At 66.9% G+C, this 19856-nt stretch carries 16 protein-coding genes; 3 read left to right on the top strand and 13 right to left on the bottom strand.

The features are described 5' to 3' along the window. Positions 1-12 precede the first annotated feature (12 nt). Both ASE11_RS22200 and ASE11_RS22195 read right to left on the bottom strand, forming a co-directional pair. Complete coding sequence (locus tag ASE11_RS22200; protein ID WP_056276938.1) at positions 13-360, bottom strand: hypothetical protein; 348 nt, start codon at positions 358-360, stop codon at positions 13-15. Positions 361-486: 126 nt separating this feature from the next. Next, entirely contained in the window at positions 487-1182 is a 696-nt protein-coding gene (locus ASE11_RS22195; RefSeq protein ID WP_056276935.1) for a Bax inhibitor-1 family protein, read from the bottom strand. A 247-nt stretch (positions 1183-1429) separates the two neighbouring features. Between ASE11_RS22195 and ASE11_RS22190 the strand changes: the two genes are divergently transcribed. Then, positions 1430-1837, top strand: a complete 408-nt coding sequence (locus tag ASE11_RS22190) for a GlcG/HbpS family heme-binding protein (RefSeq protein ID WP_056276932.1) — start codon at positions 1430-1432, stop codon at positions 1835-1837. Positions 1838-1954: 117 nt separating this feature from the next. Here ASE11_RS22190 and hemP read toward each other — a convergent pair whose 3' ends face one another. From hemP to ASE11_RS22155, 7 genes are all read right to left on the bottom strand, one after another. Next, complete coding sequence (hemP, locus tag ASE11_RS22185; RefSeq protein ID WP_056276929.1) at positions 1955-2152, bottom strand: hemin uptake protein HemP; 198 nt, start codon at positions 2150-2152, stop codon at positions 1955-1957. Next, positions 2149-2559 carry an ExbD/TolR family protein gene (locus tag ASE11_RS22180; RefSeq protein WP_056276926.1) on the bottom strand — a complete coding sequence of 137 codons (411 nt, stop codon included), beginning with the start codon at positions 2557-2559 and terminating at the stop codon, positions 2149-2151. The genes hemP and ASE11_RS22180 overlap by 4 nt, the downstream gene beginning before the upstream one ends. 14 nt (positions 2560-2573) lie before the next feature. Beyond that, a complete protein-coding gene (locus tag ASE11_RS22175) occupies positions 2574-3320 on the bottom strand; it encodes a MotA/TolQ/ExbB proton channel family protein (RefSeq protein WP_056276921.1) in 747 nt (248 codons plus the stop codon). Between the two features lie 26 nt (positions 3321-3346). Then, positions 3347-4069, bottom strand: coding sequence for an energy transducer TonB (locus tag ASE11_RS22170; protein ID WP_082585946.1), 723 nt, complete (start codon positions 4067-4069; stop codon positions 3347-3349). Between the two features lie 214 nt (positions 4070-4283). Continuing rightward, positions 4284-5411 carry an alpha-hydroxy acid oxidase gene (locus tag ASE11_RS22165; protein ID WP_056276918.1) on the bottom strand — a complete coding sequence of 376 codons (1128 nt, stop codon included), beginning with the start codon at positions 5409-5411 and terminating at the stop codon, positions 4284-4286. Next, on the bottom strand, positions 5408-6088 hold the full coding sequence (locus tag ASE11_RS22160; protein WP_056276915.1) for a Fe2+-dependent dioxygenase: 681 nt from the start codon (positions 6086-6088) through the stop codon (positions 5408-5410). Before ASE11_RS22160 ends, ASE11_RS22165 begins: the two co-directional genes overlap by 4 nt. Before the next feature lie 86 nt (positions 6089-6174). Then, on the bottom strand, positions 6175-8475 hold the full coding sequence (locus ASE11_RS22155) for a TonB-dependent receptor (protein ID WP_056276912.1): 2301 nt from the start codon (positions 8473-8475) through the stop codon (positions 6175-6177). A gap of 271 nt (positions 8476-8746) precedes the next feature. Between ASE11_RS22155 and ahpC the strand changes: the two genes are divergently transcribed. Then, on the top strand, positions 8747-9310 hold the full coding sequence (ahpC, locus tag ASE11_RS22150; RefSeq protein ID WP_056276910.1) for an alkyl hydroperoxide reductase subunit C: 564 nt from the start codon (positions 8747-8749) through the stop codon (positions 9308-9310). 193 nt (positions 9311-9503) lie between these two features. Continuing rightward, entirely contained in the window at positions 9504-11096 is a 1593-nt protein-coding gene (ahpF, locus tag ASE11_RS22145; protein ID WP_056276908.1) for an alkyl hydroperoxide reductase subunit F, read from the top strand. Positions 11097-11110: 14 nt separating this feature from the next. On the opposite strand, the gene ASE11_RS22140 is transcribed toward ahpF, so the two are convergent. The 4 genes from ASE11_RS22140 to ASE11_RS22125 are packed head-to-tail and all read right to left on the bottom strand — an operon-like array spanning position 11111 to position 19807. Further along, positions 11111-12136 carry a M12 family metallopeptidase gene (locus tag ASE11_RS22140; RefSeq protein ID WP_056276903.1) on the bottom strand — a complete coding sequence of 342 codons (1026 nt, stop codon included), beginning with the start codon at positions 12134-12136 and terminating at the stop codon, positions 11111-11113. Positions 12137-12154: 18 nt separating this feature from the next. Further along, positions 12155-13207: a toll/interleukin-1 receptor domain-containing protein gene (locus ASE11_RS22135; RefSeq protein WP_056276901.1), complete on the bottom strand. Its 1053-nt coding sequence runs from the start codon at positions 13205-13207 to the stop codon at positions 12155-12157. Next, the gene (locus ASE11_RS22130; RefSeq protein ID WP_056276899.1) at positions 13204-18813 is read right to left on the bottom strand and encodes a CHAT domain-containing protein; all 5610 of its coding nucleotides are present in this window, start codon (positions 18811-18813) and stop codon (positions 13204-13206) included. The genes ASE11_RS22135 and ASE11_RS22130 overlap by 4 nt, the downstream gene beginning before the upstream one ends. Positions 18814-18826: 13 nt before the next feature. Next, a complete protein-coding gene (locus tag ASE11_RS22125) occupies positions 18827-19807 on the bottom strand; it encodes an N-acetylmuramoyl-L-alanine amidase (protein ID WP_156406454.1) in 981 nt (326 codons plus the stop codon). Between the last annotated feature and the right edge of the window lie 49 nt (positions 19808-19856).

Here is a 19856-nt window from a genome sequence, read left to right as displayed (position 1 = left end):
CGTGTCGTCGGTTCAGGATGTGCGTGCCGGCTTGCCGCCGTCGGCGGGGGCTTTCGGACCGGCAGTGGATGCATCTTCTACTGGCGCCGGCTCGGCCGGCATGCCGACGATGGCGTTCTCGCGCATGTACTCGTCCATCTCTTTCCAGCCAGCGAACACGGCGGCCTTGCCGGCACGCGGGTAGCCGCCAAAGCAATCCTCGATGCTGCGCACCGCGTGGCGGCAGGCGCTGCCGATGGCCTTGCCCTCGGCTTCCTTTTTCGCGGCCACCTGGCTGGCGCTTTCGACGCCCAGAGCGTCACACCCCGCCAGCAGGCTGGCGGTACCAAGAAGGCAGGCGGTGAGGGCTGTGTGTCGCATGGTGTTCGGTGTCGGTTCCCCGTTGTTTCGGCGTTTGCTCCGAGAACTTGACACCCGATTGGCGACGGACACGCTCCGGCAAAGAAAAAGGACCCGAAGGTCCTTTTTTCTGAGTGCCGGGTCCGCTTACTCGCGCTCGCCGCCGAACATGCCCAGCAGCATCAGCAGGCTCTGGAAGATGTTGAACAGGCTCAGGTACAGGCCCAGGGTGGCGGTGATGTAGTTGGTCTCGCCGCCGTCCACGATGCGCTTGAGGTCGTACAGCAGGTACATGCTGAACACCCCGATGGCGATGGTGGCGATGGCTGCCATGGCGGCCGGGCTGCCCACGAACACATTGATGATCGCGCCGATCATGATGGCCAGTGCGCCCACGAAGAGCCACTTGCCCATGCCCGAGATGTCGCGCTTGATCAAGGTCGAGAGGTTGGCCATGACGAAGAACACGCCGGCCGTGCCGCCGAACGCGGTCATGATCAGGCTGGATCCGTTGCTGAAACCCAGTACCGTGGCGAGCATGCGCGAGAGCATGAGACCCATGAAGAAGGTGAAGCCCAGCAGCACCGGCACGCCGGCTGCCGAGTTCTTCGTCTTTTCGATGGCGAACATGAAGCCGAAGGCACCACCCAGGAAGACGATCAGCCCCAGGCCGCCGCCCAGGCTGGCGGTGATGCCGGTCTGCACGCCCACCCAGGCGCCCAGCACGGTCGGCAGCATGGACAACGCCAGCAGCCAGTAGGTGTTGCGCATGACTTTGTTGCGCAGCGCATCGCTCGATACCGCGGTGCCGAAGCGGCCGCTGGTGTGGACTTGGTCGGTCATGGTGGTGACTCCTTCATCATCTGACACGGAGGCCGGTGTCTGGACATCGGGATGACGCCCAACCGGTGGAAATGCATTGTAGGGCGACGATCCGCCTGGTGCGCACAGGGGTGGAAACCGGTCTTTTGGTAAGGTCACTTGTGACCTCATGACCCTCAATGGTCGCGGTATCGTTCCCCATGTGCGCGCGGGAACTCACAATCCCTGCTTGCAACCTTCATCAGACATCCCACCAGGACTTAAGTTCATGAAAAACAAACCCATGCTGGAAAGCGCCGACGTCAAACTGATTGCTGCCGCTGCCGAAGCTGAAGCGCTGAAGAACAACTGGGCGGTCACGATCGCCATCGTGGACGACGGCGGCCACTTGTTGGGCCTGCAGCGTCTGGATGGCGCACCCGCGATCTCGTCGCACATTGCCCCGGCCAAGGCCCACACGGCAGCCATGGGCCGGCGCGAGAGCAAGGTCTATGAAGACGTGATCAACCAGGGCCGCGTGTCGTTCCTGAGCGCACCTTTCATCTCGGGCATGCTTGAAGGCGGTGTGCCGATCATGAAGGACGGCCAATGCCTGGGCGCGGTGGGTGTGAGCGGCGTGAAGTCGACCGAAGACGCGCAGATTGCACGCGCGGGCATCGCCGCCATCGGACTCTGAAGCCCGACCTTCCACTCCGAAAAAAGACCTGGCTACCGGGGCACATCGCCCCCTGGCTGGTCAAAAACGACGCTCGGGGATGATGAATTCTCCGAGGTCGCCCCACGATTCAAATAACTATTTGGTCAAGATCAGCTTGCCCTGGCGAGTGGCCTGCAGGCGGTAGACGGATCCGTTGTGGCTGATCGTCACGGCCTTCTGGCCGCGCAGCAGCGAGTCGCTGGTCAGGGAAGGCGAAGCGTCTTCCCTGGGTTCGGTGTCGCGAACCGCCGGGGCGGGCTCCCGGCTGGGGTCTGGGCGAGGTTCGGTGTTCATGGCACGGGTTCGGTGATGAAACCGATCTTGCGCACGCCGGTGCGCTGCGCCGTGGCCATGGCCAGAGCCACGCGCTCGTAGCGCACCGCCTTGTCGCCCCGGATGTGCAGTTCGGGTTGTGGCTCCTGGGCGGCGGCGGCCTGCAGGCGGTTCGCAAAGTCCGCGTCGTCCACCCGCTGGTCGTTCCAGAAGTAAGTGCCGTCGGCGTCCACCGACAGGCGGATGTTCTCCGGCTTGTCCTGCACCTTCTCCAGGCTGGCCTGTGGCAACTCGATGTTGACTGCGTGCTTGATCACCGGCACCGTGATGATGAAGATGATCAGCAGCACCAGCATCACATCGATGAACGGGATCATGTTGATCTCGCTCATCATGTCGTCGCTGTCCTGTTGGGTTCCGATGGCCATGGTGTGGTTCCTCTTCAGGCTTTCTTCATCGGCAGCACCTTGCCATCACCACCCGCGGTGACGCGGGCGCCGGTGACGAAATAGGCGTGCAGGTCGTGCGCGAAGCGGTTGAGCTGGTGACTGATGCCCTTGTTGCCACGCACCAGGGCGTTGTAGCCCAGCACCGCGGGAATGGCCACCAGCAGGCCCAGCGCGGTCATGATCAGCGCCTCGCCGATGGGGCCGGCCACCTGGTCGATGCTGACCTGGCCGGCGGCGCCGATGCCCAGCAACGCGTGGTAGATGCCCCAGACCGTGCCGAAGAGGCCCACGAAGGGCGCGGTGGAGGCCACCGACGCCAGCACCGACAGGCCACTCTGGGCACGCGCGGTGAAGTCGTCCACGCTCTTGCGCAGCGAGCGCTCGACCCAGTCGCTCACGTCCAGGCTGTCGTGCAGTTGGCGCTGCGGCGGCGAGCCGTTGTGGCCATCCTTGTGCAGGATGTGGCGGGTGGATTCACGGCCTTCAAGTGCCACGGCGCGAAACGGATTGCCTTCGGGCGAGCCGAGCTTGTCGAGGCCTTCGGCGAAGTCGGCGCTGTGCCAGAAGCCTTCGACACCCATGGCCTGCGCGCGCTGGGCGCGCTGATCCAACGCCTTCCACAGGATGATGATCCAGGTGGCGAGCGACATGAGCAGCAGCACGATGGCCACCGAGCGGGTGACCCAGTCACCTTGGGTCCAGACGTGGGCGATGCCCGATGTGGCGAGTTGCGGTTCCATGATTTTTCTGACTCCTGGGGGCGGGTTTATTCCAAAACGAAATTGATCGGCACGTTGAACCACATGGCTTCGGGCACGCCAGCGCGTTTGCCGGGCACGTAGCGCCAGCGAAGCACGGTTTGAAGGGCGGTCTGGTCCAGGCGCTCGAAGCCGCTGGAGCTGCGCACTTCGGCCCGTGAGGCGGTGCCGTCCACGTCGATGAAGACCCGCACCACGACCTTGCCCTGTTCGCCCAGGCGCTTGGACAGCGGTGGATAGGGCGGGCGGGGGTTGTTGAGGTAGTCGGCGCTGCTCGAAGGCAGTTCGATGCGGGGCGGCGCCGGGGGGGCGGGTGGAGATGGCGGCGCTGCGGCCACCACCGGCTCGGCGGGCGCGGGTGGAGCGGGCGGGCTGGGTGGCACCACCGGTGCGAGCGTGGATGGTTCGGGAGTGGGCGTGGCCACCGGCCGCGGCAGGGGCTGGGGCACCGGCCGGGGCTTCGGTTTTGGCGGTGTGGGCGTGGCCACAGGCGGGGCGGGCGGCGGCGGCTCGATCTGCGGCTGCGGCGGCTCAATGAACTCGGCCATCACCTGCACCGGGATCACCAGTTCCACAGCACGCCTGAGCAGGCCGCTTTGCAGTGCCCAGAGGGCGCCCACGTGGAATGCCACCACCGCCAGCACGATGGCCAGACGGCGGTGCAAGTGCGTGGGCATGGCGTCAGGCATGGGGGAGGAGGGCGGCGCCAGGGTGGCGCTGGATGAGCTCATCAGTTTAGCGGCGTGGGAGGTGAGTGCATCAGGCGCGGAAGATCCACTACACCGCGCACAACATCAAGATCAGGCTGGTGCCGAAGGCGACAAGTCCGGTGGTCATTTGGTGTCCTTTCGAAGATGGTGATGGGTGGGTCATCGCTGGGAGTGATTCTAAACGAGAATGCTTCGTATTTGCATGATCTGACAAAAAAGGAGCACTCAACGCTCATCAACCGGGGGTGAGCAGTGCCCCTGGCGCATCGGCCAGGGTGCGGCAGCCGGTCAGCGCCATGGCGATTTCGAGTTCGTCGCGCAGCAGGCGCAGCACATGGGCCACGCCCGTGGCGCCCGCGTTGGCCAGGCCGTGGAGCACCGGGCGGCCGACCAGCACGGCGGACGCGCCAAGTGCCATGGCTTTGAGCACATCGGTGCCACGCCGGATGCCGCCGTCCACCAGCACCGGCGCATCACCGGCCACCGCCTGCAGCACACGCGGCAGCAGCGTGGCGGTGGCGGGCATGGTGTCCAGCGTGCGCCCACCGTGGTTGGAGACGATCAGCCCGGCCGCGCCGCAGGTCAGCGCCTGCCGTGCGTCGTCCGGGTGCACCACGCCCTTGAGCAGCACAGGCAGGCGGGTGATGGAGCGCAGCCAGGCCACGTCGTCCCAGGTGGGGGCGTGGGTCATAAGGTCGTTGAACAGTTTGCTCTGTCCGGGCAGCAGGGAGAGCGGTGTGGGCGCCACGCGCCCGGCGAGGTTGACCGCCGTGATGTCCGCAGGCCGGCGAAAGCCAGCGCGGCGCTCGCGATCGCGTGCGCCCTGCACCGGGGCGTCGACCGTGAGCACCAGGGCTTCAAACCCGGCCGCTTCGGCGCGCTGCACCAGTGCTTGCATGAAGCCGCGGTCGGGGAGCAGGTAGAGCTGGAACCACAGCGGGCCGCGGTCTGCTTCGGGCAGGACGGTGCGGGCCACGTCTTCGAGCAGGGTGCTGGCCTGGGTGCTGAGCACCAGGCCAGCACCGAGCGCGGCAGCGGCGAGCGCGGTGGCCTGCTCGGCGTGCGGATGGGCCAGTCGCTGGTAGGCCATGGGCGCGACCAGAATGGGATGAGCCCATTCGCGGCCCAGCAGGTTCATGCGGGTGTGGCCGCCTGCGAGTGGGCGCATCACGCGCGGCAGCAGCTCAATGGTTTGCCAGGCCTGGGTGTTGGCGCGCAAGGTGATCTCGTCAGCCGCGCCCCCGTTGAAGTAGGCCCATACCGCGTCGTCGAGCACCATACGTGCGTGGTGTTCGTGGTCGGACAGACTCACCACACCGTCGGGCAGGATGTTGGGGACGTTGGATCCAGGCTCGGACTTCATGTGTCTGCCCACTGCCGCAACAGGTTGTGGTACGTGCCGGTGAGCGCGGTGGTTTCTGGCGTTTCGCCATGGCGCTGGCGCAGCGCGAGCAGGTTCATGTCGAGGTCGAACAACAGGCGGCGCTGTTCGTCGCTGCGCACCATGCTCTGGACCCAGAAGAAGCAGGCCAGTCGCTCACCGCGCGTGACGGGCCTCACCTGGTGCAGGCTGGTGCCGGGGTAGATAACGGCGTGTCCGGCTGGCAGCTTGATGCGGTGCTCGCCGTAGGTGTCGGCCACGACCAGCTCGCCGCCGTCGTAGTCGGCGGGATCGTTCAGGAAGACGGTGCACGAGATGTCGGTGCGCACGCGCTGGCCGTCGGGAAGCACGCGCACCGCGTTGTCGATGTGGTTGCCATAGGCGTTGGCAGGGCCGCCGTAGCGGTTGATGCGCGGCGTGAAGACCTTGAGTGGCAGCGCGGCCGAGAAAAAGCGCGGGTTGTGGTCCAACCCGCGCAGCACCAGGTTGCGGATGGCTTGCGCCGCCTCGCAGTCGTGCGGCAGTTGCTGGTTGTTCTTCGCCTCCCGGGCCTGGCTGCCGGCACTTTCGCGCCCGTCGACCCAGGGCGCGCGCGCGAGCGCCTGGCGGGCCTGGCGCAGGTCTTCGGGGCTCAGGATGTCGGGCAAGGTCAGCAGCATGGGATCTTGTGGTCTTGTGTCGTGGAGAAAAGGCAAAAAGCCGCCCCACACGTGTGGGGCGGCACAAGCCTTGGAGAACGGACGTGTCAGAACTTCAGGCTGGCGGTCACTTGCAGCGTGCGGCCTGCACCCGGAATGTAGTGTCCGGGGTAAAGCTGGTCGGCGTACAGCTTGTTGGTCACGTTGGTCAGGTTGGCCTTGAGGATCAGGTTCTCGAAGTCAAAGCGGTACTCGGCCATGAGGTCGGCGGTCACGTAACTGGGCACGTGGAACTCGGAGCGGGTGGGCTTTTGCTTGCCGCGGAAGTTCAGGCCGGCGCCGAAGCGGAACCTGGGCGTGAGCTGCCAGGTGCTCCAGACCGTGCCGCTGTGCTCGGGCGTGAGGGAGGGACGGTCACCCACGCGTTCACCCGGGGTGTTCTGTGTGCACGCGCCCGACGCTGGGCAAGGCGCGGCCTTGTCCACATGGGCGACGGGGATCCACATGTAGGAACCATAGACTTCCCAGATCGGCGAGAGACGCCCGGCAATGTCGGCTTCAAAGCCGGCCACATGGCGCTTGCCCGAGAGCGTGACCACCGGGAGATCCGGGTCGGTGTTGCGCTCGTTGAGCTTGGTCGAGCGGAACACCGCCAGGCGCGTGGTGAAACGTTTGTCGGCCGAATCGAGCTTGGCGCCGATCTCCAGGTTGATGCTCTTCTCGGGCGGCGTGTCCACGTTGCTTGCGCCCAGCGAATAGGCGTCGCCCGAGGTGTTGAACGAGGTGCCTGCCGAGGCGTGGAACGACTGCAGCGCGTTGGGTTGCCACAGCGCACCCACGCGCTGGCTCACTTCGGACACCTTCATGCGGTAGCTGTTGGTGGTGACCGGCCCTGGCGCGGCGTTCGGGATGGTGAAGGTGTCGTAGTCGCCCCTGAGGTTGTCGTAGCGCAGACCTCCCACGAGTTTCCATGTGGGGGTGAGTTGCAGCACGTCCTGCACGTAGGCACCCCAGCCAGTCGATACGTACTGGTTGTTGACGCGCAGCACGCGTGACGCTTCGTCCACGGAGGCGCCGTCGCTGGGCGTTCCGATGGTGGTGCGCGGTTTGGTTGGCACCACGCCGCCTTGCGCGGCATTGCGCGCTGCGTAAACCGTCTTCTCTTCGCGCGACGCGTCCACGCCGGCCAGGATCTCGTGCTTGAATCCGAGCGCTTCGAACTTGCCGTTGTAGTCGCTCTGCACGTGGACGTTGTCCATGTCCTGGATCTTCAGGTGCAGGTTGCGCTGCAACACGGTGTCGGGACTCAGATTGGCCAAGGTGGGCGTCACGCCGCCGGGCTGGAAACCTGCTGCGGCAAAGCGGATCGCACCCGAACGCTGGTCGCGCTTGAACTGGCCCACCCGGATCTGGGTCTTGATTTCGCTTTCACGGTCGAAGCGGTGGATGTGGCTGAAACCGGCGATGGTGGCGCTGCCGTCGCTGTAGTCGCTGGCCAGACCGTAGTAGTTCTTGGGATCCAGCGGCAACAGCACGCGCTCGGTGGCGGGCGCGCCGGCATAAGGCGCGATGAACGGGATGCCGTAGTTGATGCCGTTGTTGTTGTCCAGGTTGTAGAGGCTGGCCTGGAACTCGTCGCGCTCGCCGATGCCCCAGCGGTAGGCCACGGCCACGCCATTCTTGTCGAGGCTGGCGCCCGAGCCGTTGTTGTTGGCCTTGGTCACCATGGCGTTGAGGCGCAGCGCCGAACTCTCACCGGTCTGGATGTTGAAGTCGCCCTGCACGCGGCGGTAGGCATGGCTGCCCAGGGTCAGGTCGACCTGGTGTTCTGTGATCAGGCGCGGCACCTTGCTGACCTGGTTGACCGCGCCGCCGGTGGAGCCGCGACCGAACAGCATGGAAGCCGAGCCGCGCAGCACCTCCATGCGGTCGAGATTGAAGGTGTCGCGTTCGTAGAAGGCCGGATCGCGCACGCCGTCGATGAACAGGTCACCCGTGGCCTGCAGCGAAAAGCCGCGCAGGCGGATGTCTTCTTCGCCGCCCTCGGCCGCCAGGAAGCTGATGCCGGCCGTGTTCTTGAGCGCTTCCTTGACGGTGTCGAGATTGCGGTCGTCGATGAGCTTCTCGGTCACCACGGTCACCGACTGCGGAATGTCGCGCAATTGCTGGCGACCCTTGCCGATACCGGTTTCCGTCGCCCGCAGTGCGTCCTTGCCTTCCGGCGCCTCAGCCTGCTCGCGCACGGTCACCGTGGGCAGCGTGTTCGATGGTGTGGTTTGCGCCATGGCGCTCAAGGAGCCGGCCAGGAGCATGGCGCCCAACGGCAACATGGCCGCGGAGGCGGTCGAGGGCGTCGATGACGCAGAGAGGGCGTGGGTGGGGCGCAGGCGGGATTTCCGATGGGACATGGTGTCAACAAGCTGAAAGGTTTTCGGCTGGCTGCACGCGGCTGCGTCCTGGCTGGCTGGAAGCCGGAATTGTATATAGAACGAGAACGATTCGCATTAAAATGTAACGCGCTGGTGAGATTTTGGTGCTGCGTTGCAACATTCCAACTATTGATCGGATAGAGACTATCAATAAAGATTATTGATAGACATGGGCTATAGTTCACCTCAGCGCTGCTCATGCAGTACCCCGTTCACCATTCCCGCAACTCCATCGACAAAGGAAACCACCATGTCCCTGATCAACACCACCGTTCAGCCCTTCCAGGCCCAAGCCTTCCACAACGGCAAGTTCGTGCCCGTCTCCGACGCCAGCCTGCGCGGCGAGTGGTCGGTCCTGATCTTCATGCCCGCTGCCTTCACCTTCAACTGCCCCACCGAAGTGGAAGACGCTGCCGACAACTACGCCGAGTTCCAGAAGGCCGGTGCCGAGGTCTACATCGTGACGACCGACACCCATTTCGCGCACAAGGTGTGGCACGAGACCTCGCCTGCCGTGGGCAAGGCCAAATTCCCTCTGATCGGTGACCCGACCCACACGCTGACCCGCGCGTTCGGCGTGCACATCGAAGAAGAAGGCCTGGCGCTGCGCGGCACCTTCATCATCAACCCCGAAGGCGTGATCAAGACCGCCGAAATCCACGACAACGCGATCGCTCGTGACGTCAAGGAAACCCTGCGCAAGCTGAAAGCTGCCCAGTTCGTGGCCAACAACCCAGGCCAGGTGTGCCCTGCCAAGTGGAACGAAGGCGCCAAGACCATCACGCCTTCGCTGGACCTGGTCGGGAAGATCTAAGCACCCCCGCGCCGCCGCCTGCGGCGCGTCACCCCCTCGAGGGGGCAATGCCTGCGGTCCGGCGGAGCCGGACCAGCGGCATTCTGGGTGGATTCACGCGATCCTCCCGCACTGCTTAGTACCGCAGCCCGATGGGCCTTTTTGGCCCATCCACCGGCGGCATTGATGCCTCAACCCCATTCAGGAGAATTTCATGCTCGACACCAACCTCAAGACCCAGTTGCAGGCTTACCTCGGCAAGCTGCAGCGTCCGATCCGCCTGATTGCTTCGCTCGACAGCAGCGCTGGCGCGGTTGAGATGCGTGAGTTGCTGCAGGAAATCGCCGAGCTGTCGGACCTGGTGAACTTCGACGAGAGTGGCAGCGACGCGCGCAAACCGTCGTTCGTGATTGCCCGTGAAGGCGAGACCACCGGCGTGCGGTTTGCCGCCATTCCGCTGGGCCACGAGTTCACGTCGCTCGTGCTTGCGCTGCTGTGGACCGGTGGCCACCCCCCCAAGGTCGAGGCCGCTGTGATCGATCAGATCAAGGGTCTGGAAGGCGACTTCAATTTCGAGATGTACATGAGCCTCTCGTGCCACAACTGCCCGGACGTGGTGCAGGCGCTCACGCTGATGTCCATCCTCAACCCCGCGGTGAAGGCCACGGTGATCGACGGTGGCCTGTACCAGGCTGAAGTTGAAGAGCGCCAGATCCTGGCCGTGCCGATGGTGTTCCTCAACGGTGAGCTGTTCGGCTCGGGTCGCATGCTGCTCGAAGAGATCGTGGCCAAGCTCGACGTGAAGTCCGACGAACGCGAAGCCGCCAAACTCAGTGCCAAGGACCCCTACGATGTGTTGATCGTGGGTGGTGGCCCGGCCGGTGCGGCCGCTGCCGTGTATGCCGCCCGCAAGGGCATTCGTGTGGGCGTGGCGGCCGAGCGTTTTGGTGGTCAGACCAACGACACCATGGCGATCGAGAACTACATCAGCGTGCTGGAGACCGACGGCCCCAAGTTCGCCGCCGCGCTCGAAGCGCAAGTGCGCCACTACGACGTGGAGATCATGAACCTGCAGCGCGCCGACAAGATCATTCCCGCCGCGCAAGCGGGGGGCATGGTGCAGGTGCAGATGGCCAACGGTGCGGTGCTGCAGGCGCGCAGCGTGATCCTCTCGACCGGTGCGCGCTGGCGCAACGTGAACGTGCCCGGCGAAGCCGAGTACAAGAACAAGGGCGTGGCTTACTGCCCGCACTGCGACGGTCCGCTTTTCAAGGGCAAGAGCGTGGCGGTGATCGGTGGTGGCAACTCCGGCGTGGAAGCCGCGATCGACCTGGCGGGCATCGTGAAACACGTGACGCTGGTCGAGTTCGCCGACGCGCTCAAGGCCGACGCGGTGCTGGTGAGCAAGCTCAAGAGCCTGCCCAACGTGACCATCAACGTGAACGCGCAGACCACCGAAATCACGGGTGCCGGCGGCAAGGTCAATGGCCTGTCGTTCAAGGACCGCGTGAGTGGCGACATCAAACATGTCGAGCTCGAAGGTGTGTTCGTGCAGATCGGCCTGGTGCCCAACACCGAGTGGCTCAAGGGCACGGTGGACCTCAGCCGCTACGGCGAGATCGAAGTTGATGCCAAGGGCCACACCAATGTGCCTGGCGTGTTTGCTGCGGGTGACTGCACGACGGTGCCGTACAAGCAGATCGTGATCGCCGCGGGCGAAGGCTCCAAGGCCGCGCTCAGCGCCTTCGACTACCTGATTCGCCAGCCGGTGGTGGTGTCTGAAACGGCGGAAGCGGTCGCGGCTTGAGTGCGGCGGCGGGCTCAGGCCCGCCGCACCTTCAAGGTGTAGTTGCCCATGCCACTGGCCTTGTTGTAGTGGCGCACCTGCACGTAGTAGCGACCGGGGATGAGGCTGGCGCGGATCAGCGCGTTGGTGCCCACACCGCTGTCGTCGTCCTCGGCGATCACGGCGGTGGGGCTGTCGGGCCCGAAGAGTTTCATCACGACATCGGTCGGACCCCGCGTGTCCACGATGTGGTTGCCACCGGTCTTCACGTTGAACTGAAACAGGTCTTCCTCGCCCGTCTTGCCGATGGCGGCTGAGGTGCGGCGCTTGGCGCCGATCGTCAGCTCCTGGGCATCGAGCAGCGTGGGTGCGGACTTGGGGTAGGCCTTGGCGCCACCGATGAAGGCCTTGTCCTGCGCGGAAAGCACGGGGTTGGCCCGTGTTCCCACGCCGCTCTGCACCCAGCTGCCGGGAAAGAAGTACAGCATCACCGAGTCGGGGTCGAAGGTGGTGCCGTTGATCTGGTCGGCGCGGTACTTGTTCAGCACGTTGTGGCGGATGGTGGCTTCGCTCCAGTTGTTGGGCGGTCCCGAGAGGTCGCGGATCACGGCGGCTTCGTTCCATTCGATGCCGCCATCCGGGTTCTGGTGTTCGTGCATGAGTCCGATGGCGTGGCCGAACTCGTGCGCCACGGTGCCACCGTCCATGAAGCCCAGGTTCATGGTGGGTTGGTCCAGCGGGATGCTGCGGTTGTCGGTGCCCACATAGGACCACGCGCCTTTGGCCGGGTCGAAGCTGACGCGGATCTCGGCATCCAACGCGTTGTTGAACTCGAATTTCAGGTTGGCGTGCGCCGTCCACCACTGCGCCTGCTCGCGCACCTTGGCCTGCTGCGCTGCTGTGCCGCCGATGAAACGCACCCGCAGCGTGCTGCCGTTCATCCACAGTTTGCCCAGCGGAACGATGGCACGCGTGCGGCCGCGGCTGCGCACCGTGGGCTGGAACTGCATGAGCTCGGCGGGCAGCAGGCGCTGGGTACAGACATGGACCAGTTTGGTCATGGTGGCTCCTTGGGGGTTTCAGGGATTTCGCACCAGCCGCAGCGGGGTGTCAGCCTGCTCGCCGTTGCTCCAGAGCTGGCCGGTGAGTTCGCGCCCGTCGGCGCTGGCGGTGAGCACCACGCTGCCGGTGTCCAGTGGTCCACGGCCGTCGCCAGTGACGGCCTGGACAGGAATCTCGATGCGCGGCACGCCCATCACGTTGGTGAGCACGCCCTGGCCGACGTAGCGCACGTCGCTGAAGACCAGGCCCATGTCCCGAACGCTCTGTGCGTAGGCTTGCCATCGCGGGTACCAGGCGATGGGAAAGGCATCCGTCTGCAACTGGATCGCGCCATTGATCACGGTGAACTGCACGCGCAGGCGCCGGTTGTCTTCGTCGATCGACCACCACATGCCCGAGACATCGCGGGTGTTCTGGCCGGGCACAGGTGCAGGCGTTGGCGATACGAGCGGTGCCGGTGCCGGCACGGCGTCTTCGTCCTCGGGCAGCAGCAGCCCGATCACCACCAGCCCCACGAAGATGCCGCCGATCCACGTGAAGCCGCGCTGCATGCGTTGCATCCAGCCTCGTTTCGCCTGCACGTCCGGCTCTGAGCGCGGCACCAGCGGGCTGATACCGTGGCTGGCGAGGTCGGTCACGATCTTGTTCAGGTCGCCCGCCCAGTCTTCGGTGCGCAGCTTGAGTGCGTGCGATTCTTTCAGGAACCGCAGGGGCGCCGGGATGTCGCCGGTGGCCGGCATCAAGACGCCCTCGGTCAACAGCGGGATGATGGTCGCCCCGTGGGACTGCGCGGTGAGCACTTCACCCCGGATGGGGTCGTCGTCCCGGTCGATGCGCCGGCCGCCTTCGGGGTGGGCCATGCCCAGCAGATCGGGTGTGACCAGCAGCAGCACCACCGGCTGCGTGCCCAGCGCCGCCATGATGGCGCTGCGCCACGAATGCCCGCCCCGCAGGTCCTGCTTGTCGAAGAACACCTGGTCTTCGCCATAGAGGCGGCTGAGGTCGGCGCACAGCCGGTCGGCGTCCTTCTTGCCGTCGGACGACCGGTAGCTGATGAAGATGCGGTTCATTCGGCGGCGTACCGGTTCAGGACGTCGAGCAACTCATCCGCGGCCTGCTGGTCGGCGCGCGTGACGCCATCGAGGTGCTCCAGCACGAAGCCGAGCTGGTCGGCCACCGAGGCCCACATCCAGGCGGTGCCAGCGCGCTGGTGCATGTCGTCGAGGCTGCTCAGGATGCTGGGCAACTGCGCCAACAGCGAATGGTTGGCCAGGGCTTCGTACACGCTGAGCTCGGGCAGCCCCACCACGCTCCAGAAGTCGGGGTCTTCGCGTTGCTGGCGCTCCAGGCTCTGGCGCACCCGCTGCAGGCGCTCCGTGCCGAAGCCTGGCCACTGATGATCGCGTCCGCGCGCGAGCAGCTCGGCGGCCACCAGATTCAGCGCGGGGTAGAACAGGTCGGCCTGACCGCTTTTCAAGGCCAGGGCCTCAGCCCGGCGGTAGTGCTCGGCCATGCGGTCCACCGCCCGGGCCTTTGCGGCGGCCCCGGAGGTGCCCGCCATGCCTTCGAGCCGGGCCATGCGTTTCCAGGTCGAACCCAGCAGACTTTCACGCTCGACCGTGGGCGACAGCGCCACCAGAGCGTCCAGGATCGCGATGGCCTGCGCGATCTCCACGCGCCCTTGCTCCAGCAAGGCCTTCAGGGCCGCGGGCCTGGACCCCTGGCGCCGCGCGGCCTCCAGCCGCGCCCAGGCCTGGCGCGCGCCCAGGTTGGCCAGCTGTTCGTTGGCCTTCACCGAAGCACTGCCGTCGTTGGCCGCCACTGCGCGGCGGTACCAGTGCAGTGCCCGGTCGATGTCGCGCGCCGCGGCCCAGGCAACCCCATAGGCTTCGGCCACCGCGCCCATGCCGCCCCATTCGCTGTCGAAACGGGATTCGAGATAGCGGATCTTTTCGCGCTGCGACTCGGGTGCTGCCCCCTGGGTGGTGCTCTGCACCGCCAGCGTTTCCAGGGCCAGGGCCAGTGCCACCGGTGAGGCGATGCCCGCGTAAAGCTTGGACAGCGGGGGCGGCGTGCGGCGCGTGTCGGCTTCGTTGCGCTGCCAGACCCAGTCGGGGTCGCCGTAACACTGGTAGGCGGCCCAGGTGTTGCCCAGCGGGCTCAGGGTGTAAGCGGCCACGCGGGCGGCCTGCACCGCGTCCATGAAGCGTCTTCCCGACAGCAGCGCGCGGTAGAACTCGGTGGCAAACACGTTGGCGGCGTCGTCTTCCACCGCCCAGCCCGCGGCCACCACGCAGCGCACACCGATGCGGATCAGTTGCTTGGCCACGCCGGCGGCAAATTGCGCGCGGTCGTAGCCACCTTTGAGGAGCTTGTCGGGGTCGGCGGCGAGGTGGCAGCAGTTGAGGAACACCAGTTCGGGCACGACCCGCATGGCTTGCACCTCGCGCGGGCCGAGAAAGGTGTTGTCGCTGAGCACCACGCCGCGCAGCAGCGGGGGCTTGCCCAGGCGCAGGAGTTCAGGTTCACCGTGGCCGGCGATGTGCACGATGCGGTAGCGCCGCGCCAACAGCGCGGTGGTCACGGCGGCTGCATCGGGCCCCAGGCCGTCGTCGGGCGCGATCAGCGAATGCACCCGGGACGCGTCCAGCCCGAGCTGCCCGCTCAGCGCCTCCACCACCGCCAGGGCTTCGGCGCGCGCGGCCGGCAGCGGCGGGTACAGCAGCGGGTCGCACAGGGGCTCCCCGATCACCAGGACGGAGTCCTCCAGCCGTGCGTCACTCACCTGGGTGCGGAATGCAGCGGTGCGCAGGCGGCGCAGCAGTTTGTTGCGGATGGCCCAGGGCGCCTCGGGTCCACCGCGGCCATCGTCGGGTGCGTCCAGCAACTCCCACGGAATGCCGGCAGTCCCGTCGTCAAGCTCCAGCAGCAGCTCGGTCGTGCCGCCCAGGCTGGACTCCATCTCCACCGGCACCAGCAACTGAAACAGCGTGCGACCGATGTTGCGGTCGCGGTTGGCGTCGTTGGAGGCGCGTCGCACCAGTTCGCCCACCAGCCGCGCCTGTGTGGCCTGCGCCCGCACCTCGGCGCGCGCGCGCTGCGTGTCCAGCGTGTAGACGATGCTGGGTTCGCCCGTCTCGTCGGTCACGGTCACCGCGCTGATGAAGTCGTACGCGGTGCCGCGGTAGCCGTTGTCCAGCGTCTTGCGCAGGGCGCCCACGCCCGAGATGATGGTGGGCGTGATCATGAAGTGGTCGGGGGCTGCGGCGGCCAGCAGCGTCAAGGCGCTCCAGGCTTCGGTGGCCCGGTCGAGATAGAGCTCCACCAGGTGCAGGTGGCTGACCAGCGGCCAGCCACCTGCGCTGAGCTTTTCATTGGCCTCGCGCACACCCTGCGCCACCGCCTGCGACGAGGTGCTCACGGTGATGCCGCTGCCGCCGCTGCCCATCAGCGTGGCGGCCAGTTCGAAGTGGGTGGCACCGCCCGTCTCGGCCACCCGTTGGGCCCATGCCAGCGTGGCCTGGCGAACGGTGTGGGTCAGCATGGCGCTCTTGAGCTTGCCTTCGGTGCCCAGGCCTGCCACCACCACGTGGGGCGGGCGGGGCAACGACAACGGGCTGTCCGGGTCTTGCCGGTTGTTGACGAAGATCTGGTGCGTGCCCGGTGCCTCCGGGTACAGACCTGCTGTCAGCGACGCCGACATGACGCCGCCGATGAAACGGTCCACCACCGCCTCGCTGCCACTGAGGGTGGACGCAAAGTAGTGGCCCACCAGCAAGGGCGTGCTGATGAACTTGAGGTTGGCGTTGTGCACGCTGATGCGCAGTGCGCTGCGCGGCGCTTCGGTTCGGATGGGCGCCTCGGTGGCCGGCGCCAGCACCTCGCCCAGTCCCGTGGGCGGCTGCACGACAGGGCTGCGCTGGCGTGACGGGCGGCTGCGCACGAGCGCAGACGCAGCGCCGCCGCTGCGTGTGAGGGATTCGGTGCCCACCACCGGCAGGCGTTGTGTGTCGCCGTGTTGCAGCAGATCCAAGTATGCGGCAAAGGCCGATGAAACGTCGGGCAAGTCGCCGTGCGTGCCATCCACCCGCCAGGCGCGTACCCCGGGCAGCAAGGCGCTCTCCAGCGTCACGCGGCCGTCCCCACCCTCCGGCTGGTCCAGGTAGACCAGGCCTTCGCGCGCATCGATCTCGAAACTCGCGGGTGTGAAGCGCGCGTGACCCACCACCATCAGCAGCCGGTCGCGAAAGCCGGGCAGTGCGGCATCGCGCTGCTGGTCGAGCCGGCGGCGCAAGGCCACGGCGCGGTCCAGCACCTCTTGCGACGGCACGCCCCAGCGGTAGATGGCGCGCTGGCTCTCCACGCTGTGCCAGAAGTTGGCTTCTTCCAGCGTCTTCATGTCCTGCTCGGCCAGCGCCTGCCAGCGCTCGCTTTGCGCCAGGCCCAGCGCGGGGTCGAGCAGACCGGCCTGCAACTGCAGCAGGCCAGGCATGGCCGCCATGAGGCGGCGCGCCTTGTGGTCCTGGAACGGCATGCCGAAGGCCGACAGCGCGTTGCCCATGGTGTCGTCGCCCGAGAGCACCTGCATCGGCGCGAACGAGCCGCCATTGGGTGTCCCCAGCATCAGCAAGCGCGAGCCCGCCCGCTCCAGCCATCGCTGCCACACGTCGGGACGCTCCAGCTGCACGGTGCGCGCGACCAGGCCTCCCATGGAATGCGTCAGCAGGCACACCGGCTGGCCACTGGTGGCGCGCGCGGCCAGGGCCTGGTCCATCGCGTCGGCCAGACGGACGGCTTCTTCCTCGATGGGACGGCGCCAGTCGAACGAGAACTCGATGACCTCGTGGGTCGCTGACAGAAAGGTGGCCAGGTCGTCGTACACGCTGCCGATGGCGCCGTCGGGCAGCACGCGCCCACCCGCATCGGGGTAGGCCAGACGCCCCAGGCCGCCGAGGATGCGCGCACTCAACCAGACGCGCTTGCCATCCACCGCGAGGTGGCTGCCCAGGATGCCCGGCAGCATGATCACGGCGGGCCGCTCGGAGGCCGGCGGCGCGCCAGCCGTGCGAGGCATGCCTCGCAGGCCGTCGCTGGAACTGCCGGCCCATGACATCGGGCCGATCGGCCGGAAGCCCGCAGGGGCGTCCTGCACGAGCGCGTTGCAGATGGCTTCGGCCGAGCGGGCTTCGCTGAAGTAGCTGAAGTGGGTGACCTTGCCACCGCGCTCCAGCACGAAGGTGGCCGCCGCGTGCCCGCCGGTGGGCGCGCGCGGTGTGCCCCCGTACATCGATCGCGTCTGTACCACCAGGTCGTTGTCGGTCCAGTAGAACGCGTCGGCCAGCAGGGTCTTGACCCATGAGGTGATGGAGTCGCCCTGGATGTCGCCGGCCACCACACGCAGTTGTCCGGGCAGCGGGCCGGCGTCCGCCTCTTCACTGGCGTGCAGCCACTGCACCAGCGGGCTCTCCGGCAGCATGCATTCGAGGCCAGGCATCAGGGTCGGGTCGGTGCGCTGGCTGGCCACTTCGCCAATGAAGTCGATCAGTGTGGGTGCCACCGGAATCGCCGCCAGCTCCAACGACCACTTGAGCACCGACACATAGGCATCGAGCCGTTTGGACGCCAGCAGCGTGCCGCGCGCCGGGCAGGCCACGCGCACCACGCGCTCGACCCGGATGTCGCGCCCCTTGAGCTCGGCGGCCAGGTCGCGCAGGGCTTGCAACTGGTTGCGGTGGTCCGGCGCCTTGAACGGCGCGAGCGATTTTTCGTCGAGCTCGGGCCGCGCGCACACACGGGCCAGCACCTCGGCCACCAGGCCGCCGCGCGAGTGGGTGAGCAGGTGCAGGCGCGCGCCTTTGGGCAGCGAGCGGGCGAGCAGCAGCGCGTTGTCGATCGGGCTGGCCATCAGCGTGGGATGGTCGAAGCCATAGACCCGGTTGCCATAGCGCGCAAACAGTTCACGCACTTTGTTCGGGTGGTGTTGCCACAGCTTGCCGAAGGTGCCGTGGGTTTCCGAGAAGGTGCCGTGCAGCAGCACCAGCAGCGGCGAATCGGCGGGCGTGGGGGAGGGCAGTCTGGAGATGCGCTGGCCGTTGCCCTTGAGCGCGGAGGCCAGGCTCTCCGCCGACAGCGGGTACAGGCCGGCATCGACCTGGCTGTCGACCCGCGCCCCGATCTTGGCGGCCGTGATGCGCGAAGCCGGCTCCAGCAGCAAGCCGGTGACCACCTCGATGGCGGAGAGCAGCACATCGCCCAGACGCCCCCGCGAGGTGCCGCGCGAGGCGCCCGCCTGCTCCAGGCCTTGCCAGCCGAGTTGCGCCGGGACGTTGATCTCGGTGCCCGCGGCGCTGCCGCCGGAGCGGCTGCGGGGTTGTGCTTCGATGCCGCTGCGCGTGAGGCCGGATTGCGCGAGCATCAGGTCGCGCGCGGTCTCGGGGTGCAGCATGAGCGAGGGGCCGTTGGTGATGTGCAGCACCACCGCGTCGAGCCCGGGGCGGGCAGTGAGGCGCACCACGTCGCTGCTGCCACGGGTGGCGCCCACCTGCACGCGCTGCGTGGTCTGCCCGCGCCCACCGAAAGATGCCGGGGCACCGGGCCCCCTGCCGCGTGTGGCGGCCGGGGCTGTTTGCGGCTGCCCACGAACGATGAAGGTGATGGGGTCGGACGCGGTGGTCATGGAGGCACTTTCTTCAGCGGGTGCGCGCGCCTGATCTCGGCGCCGGGCGCGGGAGGGTGGTGCTGGCCTTCTTCGCTGGCGCTGCCCGCTTTTTGGCCGGAACGCTTGCCGTGGCTCTCGCCCGGGTCGCCACCGGCACCGCGCGCTGCGAGCGCGACAGCACGCCGGCCCCAGAGCGCGGGGCGGCCTGGCGCGCCACGAAGTCGTTGCACACCCAGCCCTCGAGGTCGGTGGCGCCCACCACGGCCACGCGGCTCCAGCGGTCCTGGGGTTCGAGCAGCACCAGCTCGGTCCCGCGCTTGAGCGCGGGGGCAACCTTGGGGAAATCGGCGCTCGGTCCGCCGCGGATGTTCAGGCTGGCCGACGTGACCACCAGCCTCACCGCCACATCACCACCGCGGCCCAGCGCACGGCTGCGCACCGCCGCCAGCGGAAAGGCCGGGCCGGGGTCCACCTTGCGTCCGCGCGCAATGTCCTCGTGGCCCAGCACGTCCTTCAAACCGTAATGCGCCACCAGCACTTCGCACAGTTGCAGCGCGCGCTCGATCTGCACTTCGGTGAAGTGGTGCCACGGCCGCACGCCACCGCCGTGCCGGTGTTCGGCCACCACCACTTCGTTGTCGGGGTAGGCTTTGCCGAACCACGAGACGCAGCGCTCGCCCTCGCGGTGCAACAGGCCGGCGTTGTCCATCTCGACACCGATGGCGTGGTGGTTCAGGCCATCGATGCCGTTCCACTGGCTCACGCCGGCGTGCCAGGTGACCGCGTTGAAGGGAGCCAGCTGCACGATGCGCCCGTCACGCCCCAGCACGATGTGCGCCGAGGCATTGCCCTGTGCCTTCTTCGTGCACAGAGACTCCACCGAGCTCTCCAGCGTGCGCCCGGCGGTGTAGTGCAACACCACGAACTGCGGACGCATCGCGCCACCCACGTTGGGTGTGGGCCGGAAGCTCACATCGGGGCCGGTGAGGCGGTGGTTCTGAATGCCGAGCATGAAACCCTCCCTTGGGTTGCCGAAGGCGAACAAGGCGCCGTTCACGGGC

Source organism: Hydrogenophaga sp. Root209, assembly GCF_001428625.1.
Classification (GTDB): Bacteria; Pseudomonadota; Gammaproteobacteria; order Burkholderiales; family Burkholderiaceae_C; genus Hydrogenophaga.
The sequence above is the reverse complement of the archived record's forward strand: the minus strand, read 5'-3'. Positions and strand labels throughout refer to the sequence as shown.

Coding starts and splice junctions, on each gene's coding strand:
- ASE11_RS22190 (WP_056276932.1), top strand. CDS start 1,430: ATGAAAAACAAACCCATGCTGGAAAGCGCCGACGTCAAACTGATTGCT.
- ASE11_RS22135 (WP_056276901.1), bottom strand. CDS start 13,207: ATGAACCGCATCTTCATCAGCTACCGGTCGTCCGACGGCAAGAAGGAC.
- ASE11_RS22165 (WP_056276918.1), bottom strand. CDS start 5,411: ATGAAGTCCGAGCCTGGATCCAACGTCCCCAACATCCTGCCCGACGGT.
- ASE11_RS22170 (WP_082585946.1), bottom strand. CDS start 4,069: ATGAGCTCATCCAGCGCCACCCTGGCGCCGCCCTCCTCCCCCATGCCT.
- ASE11_RS22180 (WP_056276926.1), bottom strand. CDS start 2,559: ATGGCCATCGGAACCCAACAGGACAGCGACGACATGATGAGCGAGATC.
- ASE11_RS22195 (WP_056276935.1), bottom strand. CDS start 1,182: ATGACCGACCAAGTCCACACCAGCGGCCGCTTCGGCACCGCGGTATCG.
- ASE11_RS22200 (WP_056276938.1), bottom strand. CDS start 360: ATGCGACACACAGCCCTCACCGCCTGCCTTCTTGGTACCGCCAGCCTG.
- ASE11_RS22130 (WP_056276899.1), bottom strand. CDS start 18,813: ATGACCACCGCGTCCGACCCCATCACCTTCATCGTTCGTGGGCAGCCG.
- ASE11_RS22140 (WP_056276903.1), bottom strand. CDS start 12,136: ATGACCAAACTGGTCCATGTCTGTACCCAGCGCCTGCTGCCCGCCGAG.
- ASE11_RS22160 (WP_056276915.1), bottom strand. CDS start 6,088: ATGCTGCTGACCTTGCCCGACATCCTGAGCCCCGAAGACCTGCGCCAG.
- ahpF (WP_056276908.1), top strand. CDS start 9,504: ATGCTCGACACCAACCTCAAGACCCAGTTGCAGGCTTACCTCGGCAAG.
- ASE11_RS22125 (WP_156406454.1), bottom strand. CDS start 19,807: ATGCTCGGCATTCAGAACCACCGCCTCACCGGCCCCGATGTGAGCTTC.
- ASE11_RS22175 (WP_056276921.1), bottom strand. CDS start 3,320: ATGGAACCGCAACTCGCCACATCGGGCATCGCCCACGTCTGGACCCAA.
- hemP (WP_056276929.1), bottom strand. CDS start 2,152: ATGAACACCGAACCTCGCCCAGACCCCAGCCGGGAGCCCGCCCCGGCG.
- ASE11_RS22155 (WP_056276912.1), bottom strand. CDS start 8,475: ATGTCCCATCGGAAATCCCGCCTGCGCCCCACCCACGCCCTCTCTGCG.
- ahpC (WP_056276910.1), top strand. CDS start 8,747: ATGTCCCTGATCAACACCACCGTTCAGCCCTTCCAGGCCCAAGCCTTC.